This is a genomic window from Actinoplanes sp. NPDC048791, assembly GCF_040650095.1.
Taxonomy (GTDB): Bacteria; Actinomycetota; Actinomycetes; order Mycobacteriales; family Micromonosporaceae; genus Actinoplanes.
The window spans coordinates 1-8,322 of sequence record NZ_JBEZGQ010000308.1 but is presented as its reverse complement, the minus strand read 5'-3'; the positions used below and the strand labels follow the sequence as shown (position 1 = coordinate 8,322).

Here is an 8,322-nt window from a genome sequence, read left to right as displayed (position 1 = left end):
TCGCGCTGGTCGATCACGACGGGCTGGCCGCGGGCGCCGCGGACGCCGCTGTGTCCCGCGTGCCCGCCGGTGACGGTGCCGTCTACCGGGGCTGGATGCTGGGGGCCGACCGGTACGCGGAGATGGCCGACGCTCTGGCCGGACGTGGGGTGACACTGCGGACGGATCCCGAGCAGTACCGCCGCGCCCACGAGCTGCCGGGGTGGGCCGGACAACTGGCCGGCTTCACCCCGGACACGACGTGGACGACCGGTGCCGACCGCGCCGCCTTCGACGCGGCCCGGGCCGGGCTCGGCGCGGGGCCGGCAGTGCTCCGGGACTGGACGAAGTCGATGAAGCACTACTGGGACGAGGCGGTCTACGTCCCGGAGCTCGCGGACGCCGCGGCGGCCTGGCGGGTGGCGAGCCGGTTGCGGGAGCTGCGCGGTGACGAGTTCACCGGCGGGTTCGTGCTGCGCCGGTTCGAGGACTTCACCGGGGCCGAGGTCCGTACCTGGTGGGTGCGCGGGGAGTGCCGGCTGGTCAGCGCCCATCCGGACAGCCCGGACGAGCTGCCGCCGGACGGGCTCGACCTGGCCGCGGTCACCCCGGTGATCGCGGGGCTGGGGCTGCCGTTCGTGACCGTGGACCTCGCGTTGCGCACCGACGGCGTGTGGCGGGTCATCGAGGTGGGTGACGGCCAGGTGAGCGACCGTCCGGTGTCGACGCCCGCCGATGCCTTGGTCGCCGCGGTCGGCTCTTGACCCGATTGTTGTGACCGTTAACACTGGCCCGCATGACCGTCCCCGCGAGTCCCCCCGCCCGGTCCGGCCGGTGGCGCCCAGCCCTGATTGCCGCCGCCGCGATCCTCAGTCTCCTCGCCGCGACGTTGACGGGCGCCACGCCGGCCGCCGCCTCACCCGCGGTGCAGTACACCAATCCGCTGGTCAACCAGCGGGCCGACGCCCACATCGTCAAGCACACCGACGGCTACTACTACTTCACCGCGACGGTGCCCGAGTACGACCGCATCGTGCTGCGCCGGGCCACCACCATCCAGGGCCTGTCCACCGCGCCGGAGACGGTGATCTGGCGCCGGCACACCAGCGGCATCATGGGCGCGCACATCTGGGCCCCGGAGATCCACTTCATCGACGGCAAGTGGTACGTCTACTTCGCCGCCGGCGCCACCAACGACATCTGGGCCATCCGGATGTACGTGCTGGAAGGCACCGGCGCCAACCCGCTCACCGCCTCCTGGGCCGAGAAGGGCCAGATCCGTACGTCCTGGGAGACCTTCGCCCTGGACGCCTCGACCTTCGTCACCAACGGCGTGCGGTATCTGGTCTGGGCGCAGGCGGAGCCGGGCATCGACACCAACTCCAACCTCTACATCGCCCGGATGAGCAACCCGTGGACCATCACCGGCACCCCGACGCGGATCGCCGTGCCGACGCTGGCCTGGGAACGCCGGGGCGGGGTCGAGGTGAACGAGGGACCCGCGGTGATCCAGCGCAACGGCCGGGTGTTCCTGACGTACTCGGCCAGCGCGACGGACGCCAACTACTGCCTGGGGCTGCTGACCGCCTCGGCCACCAGCAACCTGCTCAGCGCGTCCTCGTGGACCAAGACCCCCGACCCGGTCTTCGTCAGCAACGCCGGCACCGGCCAGTACGGCCCCGGCCACAACTCCTTCACCACCTCGGAGGACGGCCAGAGCGACATCCTCGTCTACCACGACCGCAACTACCCGACGATCAACGGCGATCCGCTCAAGGACCCGAACCGCCGTACCCGGGTGCAGAAGCTCTACTGGAACGCCGACGGCACCCCCGACTTCGGCATCCCGGTGCCCGACGGCGCCACGCCGGTACGCCTGAAGTCGGCCAACTACCCGGACCGCTTCGTCCGCCACTGGGAGTACCGGGCGCGTACGGAGGCCGCGGTCAAGCCGCTCGCGGACTCCCAGTTCCGCCTGGTCCCGGGCCTGGCCGGCGGGGGGACGGTGTCCCTGGAGTCCACCAACTTCCCGGGCTACTACCTGCGGCACAGCAACTTCGAGGGCTGGGTACGCCGCGACGACGGCACGGCGGCCTTCCGCTCCGACGCCAGCTTCACGCGGCGACCGGGCCTGACCGGCAGCGGGACGGTGTCGTTCGAGTCGGTCAACTACCCCGGCCGGTACCTGCGCCACTACGACAACCTGATCTACGTACAGGCTGTCTCGACGGCGACCGACCGGGCGGACGCCACTTTCATCCTGGAGTAGCGGGGCAGCGGACACGGCGATCACTCAGTAACCTGACGCGGCCCCGCCGTCGTCGGAGTTCCCGAGGAGAGTCGTGTCCTACCCCCAGCAGCAGTCCGCCGCCGTCCCGGGCCAGGCAGTCCCCGCCCAGGGCCAGTTCCTGGTCGTCGCCTGCCGGATGTGCGGCAGCGTGCCCGCCGCGCCGGTGACCTTCCGCGGTCACCAGGGCTTCGTCATCGTGATGCGGTTCCTGAGCCAGCCGGGCCCGTTCTGCCGCGACTGCGGGCTGGCCACGTTCCGCGCGATGACCGCCCGCACGCTGATCCAGGGCTGGTACGGCTGGGCTTCGCTGATCATCACGCCGATCACGGTGCTGATCAACCTGGTCAGGCGGGGCCAGGTGGCCAACCTCGGCGCGCCGCAGCCCAACCCGTACGGGCCGAGCCGGCCGCCGATGAACCCCGGCCCGCGGCTGCTGCAGCGGCCGATCGCCGTGATCGGGCTGGCGGTCCCGCTCGTCCTGATCGCCCTCATCGCCTTCGCGATCAGCCAGGACTCCTGACCGGCGGTCACGCCGCACCGGAGCGGCGGGCCTCGTCGAGGTCGCCGAGATCGACCCCGGCCCGGCCGAGCTGTTGCTCCACCGAGGCCAGGTCCAGGCCGTCGATCACGTTGTCGGCGTGCAGCAGGCGGTACGAGCGTTGCCCGTCCCGCCGGATCACCTCGACCCGCCACTTGCCGTCCGGCGTGGCCAGCGCCCCCTCGACCTCGGCCGGAGCGGGTTCGGTGGGTGCCGGCGGCCGGCGCGCCTCGGCCGGCGTGCGGTCGGGCCGCAAGCCCCGCCACGAGGGGTGGCGCATCCGCCCGTCAGGTGTCCAGTTGCGGAAGGCGACCTCTCCCACCAGCACCGGCTCGACCCAGTGGGCATGCCGGGCGTGTTCGCGGGGGACGTCGGAGACCGGCGGCGTGGTGCGGGCGAGCGGCGTGAGCTGCTCCTGCAGCTGCCGGAGCATGACGTCGGTGAAGCCGGTGCCGACGTGCCCGGCGAACCGCGGGGCACCCGGCCCGTCCAGGACCCCGAGCAGCAGTGAGCCGATGGTCCCGGCCCGGCGGCCCGCGCCCGGCTTCCAGCCGAGGATCAGAACCTCCTGGGTACGGATGAGCGGCACCTTGGTCCACGAGTCCGCTGACCGGCGGCCAGGGCGGTAGGGGCTGGTGCGCCGTTTGGCGACGACGCCCTCCAGGCCGCCCAGCTCGGCCGCGCGCAGGATCGCCGTGCCGTCGACCCCGGCGAAGTACGGCGGCGTGCGCACCGCCGGGGACTCGAGGGCGAGCTCGGCGAGCACCTCCCGGCGCCGGTCGTACGGCTCGTCCAGCAGCGACTCGCCGTCCAGCCACAACACGTCGAACACGTAGTACACGACCGGCACCGCCGCCAGCAGCGCCGGACCGGGCGCGGCGACGTGCATGCGGTTGGCGAGCTCGGCGAAGGACGGACGGTCGCCGGCGTCCAGCGCGACGATCTCACCGTCCAGGATCGCTGCCCGGCCGGCGAGCAGGTGGGCGAGCGCGCCGAGCTCCGGATAGGTGGCCGTGACGTCGTTGTTGTTGCGTGACAGCACCCGCACCTCGCCGTCGCGGACATAGGAGATCGCGCGGACGCCGTCGTACTTGAACTCGTACGACCAGCCGTCGCCGACCGGCAGCGGCCCGGCCTCGGCCAGCATCGGCGGGATCACCTCGGGCATGGTCACCCGTTCGGGCTACCCGCTGCTGATCAGGGCCACACGGCCGCCCGTGAACTACTGCCGTGTAGTTCGACCGACCGACGGCGAACCGGGCCGGCGGGTACGTCCGCAGCGGGCTGAGCGCCTAGGCTCGGGTTCACCGTCATGGGGGAGGCCGGGATGCCGGACATCGTCGTGGTGCCGATCGGGGTGGTGCGGTCCCCGCTCACCGACCCGCGCCAGGCGCCGCGCCAGCCCGACGAGGGCGCACCGCGAGCACGGATCGAGCTGACTCCCGAGGCAGCCCCGGCCGCCGCGGACCTGCGCGCCGGCGACCGGGTCATCGTGCTGACCTGGCTGGACCGGGCCGACCGCGCGACGCTGCGGGTGCGGCCCCGCGACGATCCCGAACGCGCGGAGACGGGCGTGTTCAGCACCCGGTCCCAGGACCGGCCGAATCCGATCGGCCTGCACGAGGTGACCGTCGCCGAGGTCACGGCGGGGGTGGTCACCATCGTGGCCCTCGAAGCGCTCGACGGGACGCCGGTCCTCGACATCAAGCCTGTGCTGACGGTGGTCGAGCAGCGGTAGACAGGACAGCATGACCATCGCCGACACGTACGCCGAGTTCGCCGCCCGCGAGGCCCACGGGATCTCGCCCACCTACGAACGCCTCTCGTACGCGGTCGCCGCCGACGCCGGGCTGCTGGCCCTCATCGGCACGCTGCCACCGGACAAACAGCAGCCGAACCTGCTGTTCGGGGTGGTGCGCTCGCTCGGCGGGCCGGTGCGGGAGCCGGACGGGTTCCGGGCTTGGGCGCGGGCGAACTGGCCGGCGATCGAGCCGCGGATGCGTACCCGGGCCACGCAGACCAACGAGCCGGGCCGCTGCGCCGTCCTCCTGCCGGTCCTGGCGGCGCTGCCGCAGCCCCTGGCGTTGATCGAGGTCGGTGCTTCGGCCGGGCTGTGTCTCTATCCGGACCGGTACGCGTACCGCTACGGCGACCACACCGTCGGCACCGGAACGCCGCTCCTCGAATGCGCCGCGACCGGACTCGTCCCCCCGGACACGCTCCCGCGGGTGGTGTGGCGGGCGGGCCTGGATCTGAACCCGCTGGACGTCACCGATCCGGCGGACGTCGCCTGGCTCGACTTCCTGATCTGGCCCGAGCACGAGCACCGCCGTACCCGGCTGCGGGAAGCCGCCGCTGTCGCCGCCGCCGACCCGCCGCTGCTGATCCGCGGCGACCTGGTCGACGACCTGCCGGCCCTGGCCGCCCGGGCCCCGGCCGGCGCGACGCTCGTGGTGCTGCACACCTCGGTGCTCTACCAGGTGCCGGAGCCGCGCCGGAGGGCGTTCGCCGAGCTGGTGACCACCCTGCCCGGACACTGGGTGGCCAACGAGGCCGCGGAGGTCCTGGCCCACGACGGGCTGCCGGCCCCGCCGGACGACGCGCTCTACAACGTGCTGTCCCTCGACGGCAAGCCGCTGGCCTGGACCCGCTCCCACGGCCAGGCGCTGACGTGGTTCGGCTGACCAGCGCCTACTTCACCGCTATCGGGTTGACCGGGGCGCCCACCGCGCCGGTCACCGGCAGGGGTGCGGCGGTCAGCCAGCAGTCGTAGACGCCGTCCGTGGCGCAGTCCGCCGCCAGCTCGTCCAGGTCCCACATCTCGCCCAGGAACAGGCCGATGTGCGGGATCGCCACCTGGTGCAGGGGCTGGAACGCATCGTCGAACTCGTTCGGGCGTACCTCGAAACCCCACGTGTCGGTCGCGACCGCCGCGATCTCCGTGCCGTGCAGCCAGTCCGCGGTCGTGAACGACAGGCCCGGAGACGGGCCGCCGGCGTAGTCGCCCCAGCCCTCGCGGCGGGCCCGGGCCAGCCGGCCGGTCCGCACCAGCACGATGTCCCCGCGGCCGACCGCCGCCGACGGGCCCTGCCGGTCGATGGTCGTGGCCAGGTGTTCCCGCGTGATGGCGAAGCCGTCGGGCAGTTCGCCGTCGGTGCCGATCGCCCGGCCCACGTCCAGCAGCACCGCGCGCCCGGCGATGACGTCGGCGACCGTCTCGATGCCGGTGACGGCGTCGCCCAGGCTGGTCACCACCTCGCCCGCGGGCCGGCCGTTCCAGGCCACCCCGTGGTCGAAGATGTGCCCGAGGCCGTCCCACTGGGTCGAGCACTGCAGCGGCATGGCGATGACGTCGTCGGCGCCGCCGAGCCCGTGCGGGAAGCCCTGGATGCCGGCGGCCGCGTCGGTGCCGGTGTCCAGCATGGTGTGCACCGGGTTGGTCCGGCGCCGCCAGCCCTTCTGCGGGCCGTCCATCTCGAAGCGCTGCGACAGCGAGAACGAGCGGCCGCGCCGGATCAGCGCCGCCGCCGCGGCCCGCTTGGCGTCGGTCAGGAAGTTCATGGTGCCGCGGACATCGCCGGCGCCCCAGCGGCCCCAGTTGGAGCAGCGCTTGGCCGCCGCGGCGATGGCCCCCTCCGGATCGGTCCGGTCGATCATGCGAACTCCCCGGCGATCCAGTCGGCGATGAACACGCTGACGTGCGGCAGGTGGTCCAGGCCGATGTGCTCGGCGCCGCCCTCGGCGGGCGTGAAGACGCGCAGCTCGCGGCGCGGGCTGTTGACCGCCTGCTCGTACGACCGGTGGGCGTAGGCCAGGGGGATCTGCCGGTCGTTCTCCCCGTGCGCGATCAGGAACGGCACGGTGATCTGCTCGACCACTCCGTCGAGGTGTACGGCCCCGGCCTTCTTGATGAACGCCCGCACGTCGGTCTCGCCCCAGACCCAGAGCACGTGGTCCCAGTAGTGCGGGACCGGGTTCTCACCCTCGCGGTCCAGCCGGCGCTTCTGCACCGCGCCCCAGTTGTGGTTGGCCCCCCAGGCCACGCACAGCGCCAGGCGCTTCTCGAAGGCGGCGGCCCTCGGAGCGAAGTAGCCGCCCAGCGACCAGCCGACCAGCCCGATCCGGGCCGGATCCACCTCACCGACGGCCAGAAGGTGATCGACGCAGGCGGCGGCCCAGTCCTCGCTCTCGACCCGGGCGGTCAGGCCGCCGAAGCGCAGGGCCTCGCCGCTGCCCGGGCAGTCGACCATGAGCGTGGAGATGCCGCGGGCGGCCAGCTCCCGCGGGAAGCCGGAGACGTACATGTGCTCCTTGGTGGAGTCCAGGCCGTTCCACATGATCACGCAGGGCGCGCCGGGGCCCGCCGAGGTGAAGTACGCCGGCAGGTGAGTGCCCTCGAACGGTACGGCGACCCGCCTGGTGGCCGGGTCCAGCAGGTCGAAGGTCTTCTGCATCAGGTCGAGACAGCGCTGGTAGACCGCCCGGCGCTGCGGTGAGCGGGCGCTCTGCATCCGCTCGGCCTGCACCAGATAATTCGTCGCCCGGTGGTACTTCTGGCCGGCCGCGCGCTTGTGCCCGGCCTTCTCGTCGTCGATCGCCTGCGCCTGCAGGTCGTCGACCACGGCGGTCCAGGCCGCCATGAAGTCCGCGGTGCCCACGTCCGAGCCCCGGGTGGCGGCGTCCCGGATCGGCCGGCAGGCGCGGTCCACCTCGTCGATGAGCCCGCCGCTGTTCAGCGTGGCGACCACGCCGAGATTCCAGACGTAGTTGCCCGGGAAGTATTCGAACATCGCGGGTCCTTCTAGGAGTCGGGGGACAGGTAGGCGGGACGCAGCGCGTCCGAGACTGGCTTGGCGCCGCCGTGCGAGCCGGCGCCCCCGTCGACGGGGATCTCGGCGCCGGTCACGTACGACGCGGCGTCACTGAGCAGGAAGGTGATGACGGCGGCCACCTCAGCGGCCAGCCCGGGCCGCCCGAGGGGTGTGCCGGCCACCGCCGCGTCCCGGAACGCCGGGGCCGCCGACGCCGTCATCGGGGTCTCGATGAAGCCGGGGTGCACGATGTTCACCCGGATCCCGCGCGGCCCCAGCTCCAGGCACGCCGCGTGCGTCACGCCGCGCAACGACCATTTGCTGGCCGTGTACGCGACCGGATAGTGCCCCTGCACGGCGGCCAGCGAGCCGACGTTGACGATCGACGCACCCGCCGGCATCAGCGGGGCCAGGCCCTGGATGGCCAGCAGAGGTCCGAGGACGTTGACCGCCTGCACCCGCTCGAACGCGGCCACGCTCACGTCGCCGAGCCGGGCCCGCCAGGTGGTGCCGGCGCAGTTCACCAGCCCGCGTACGGGTGGCCCGGCGGCGCGCAGCCCGGTGGCCAGGGCGGCCCAGGCCTGCTCGTCGCGGACGTCGAAGGCCCGTACGCCGTCTCCGGCCTGCTGATCCAGGGCGACCACCTCGGCGCCGCCGTCGCGCAACGACGCGGTCACAGCGGCTCCGATGCCGGAGGCGGCGCC

At 73.0% G+C, this 8,322-nt stretch carries 9 protein-coding genes; 5 read left to right on the top strand and 4 right to left on the bottom strand.

Features of this window, described 5'->3' with window-relative positions:
• The 3 genes from AB0C29_RS22195 to AB0C29_RS22185 form a co-directional block, all read left to right on the top strand.
• Positions 1 to 743, top strand: a 743-nt coding sequence (locus tag AB0C29_RS22195; RefSeq protein ID WP_360823051.1) for an ATP-grasp domain-containing protein, incomplete at its 5' end; no start/stop codon positions are given.
• A gap of 32 nt (positions 744 to 775) precedes the next feature.
• The gene (locus AB0C29_RS22190; RefSeq protein WP_360823048.1) at positions 776 to 2,248 is read left to right on the top strand and encodes a family 43 glycosylhydrolase; all 1,473 of its coding nucleotides are present in this window, start codon (positions 776 to 778) and stop codon (positions 2,246 to 2,248) included.
• A 73-nt stretch (positions 2,249 to 2,321) separates the two neighbouring features.
• Positions 2,322 to 2,789, top strand: coding sequence for a hypothetical protein (locus tag AB0C29_RS22185; protein ID WP_360823045.1), 468 nt, complete (start codon positions 2,322 to 2,324; stop codon positions 2,787 to 2,789).
• Positions 2,790 to 2,796: 7 nt separating this feature from the next.
• Here the strand turns inward: AB0C29_RS22185 and ligD are convergent, their stop codons facing one another.
• Positions 2,797 to 3,975 (bottom strand): non-homologous end-joining DNA ligase, encoded by a 1,179-nt coding sequence (ligD, locus tag AB0C29_RS22180; protein WP_360823054.1) that lies wholly within the window; start codon positions 3,973 to 3,975, stop codon positions 2,797 to 2,799.
• 159 nt (positions 3,976 to 4,134) lie between these two features.
• Between ligD and tsaA the strand changes: the two genes are divergently transcribed.
• Both tsaA and AB0C29_RS22170 read left to right on the top strand, forming a co-directional pair.
• Positions 4,135 to 4,545: a tRNA (N6-threonylcarbamoyladenosine(37)-N6)-methyltransferase TrmO gene (gene tsaA, locus AB0C29_RS22175; protein WP_360823042.1), complete on the top strand. Its 411-nt coding sequence runs from the start codon at positions 4,135 to 4,137 to the stop codon at positions 4,543 to 4,545.
• 10 nt (positions 4,546 to 4,555) lie between these two features.
• The gene (locus AB0C29_RS22170) at positions 4,556 to 5,491 is read left to right on the top strand and encodes a DUF2332 domain-containing protein (RefSeq protein ID WP_360823039.1); all 936 of its coding nucleotides are present in this window, start codon (positions 4,556 to 4,558) and stop codon (positions 5,489 to 5,491) included.
• A gap of 7 nt (positions 5,492 to 5,498) precedes the next feature.
• Here the strand turns inward: AB0C29_RS22170 and AB0C29_RS22165 are convergent, their stop codons facing one another.
• The 3 genes from AB0C29_RS22165 to AB0C29_RS22155 form a co-directional block, all read right to left on the bottom strand.
• Positions 5,499 to 6,464 carry a cyclase family protein gene (locus AB0C29_RS22165; protein ID WP_360823036.1) on the bottom strand — a complete coding sequence of 322 codons (966 nt, stop codon included), beginning with the start codon at positions 6,462 to 6,464 and terminating at the stop codon, positions 5,499 to 5,501.
• The gene (locus AB0C29_RS22160; RefSeq protein ID WP_360823033.1) at positions 6,461 to 7,597 is read right to left on the bottom strand and encodes an alpha/beta fold hydrolase; all 1,137 of its coding nucleotides are present in this window, start codon (positions 7,595 to 7,597) and stop codon (positions 6,461 to 6,463) included. The genes AB0C29_RS22165 and AB0C29_RS22160 overlap by 4 nt, the downstream gene beginning before the upstream one ends.
• An 11-nt stretch (positions 7,598 to 7,608) precedes the next feature.
• Positions 7,609 to 8,322, bottom strand: a 714-nt coding sequence (locus AB0C29_RS22155; protein ID WP_360823031.1) for an SDR family oxidoreductase, incomplete at its 5' end; no start/stop codon positions are given.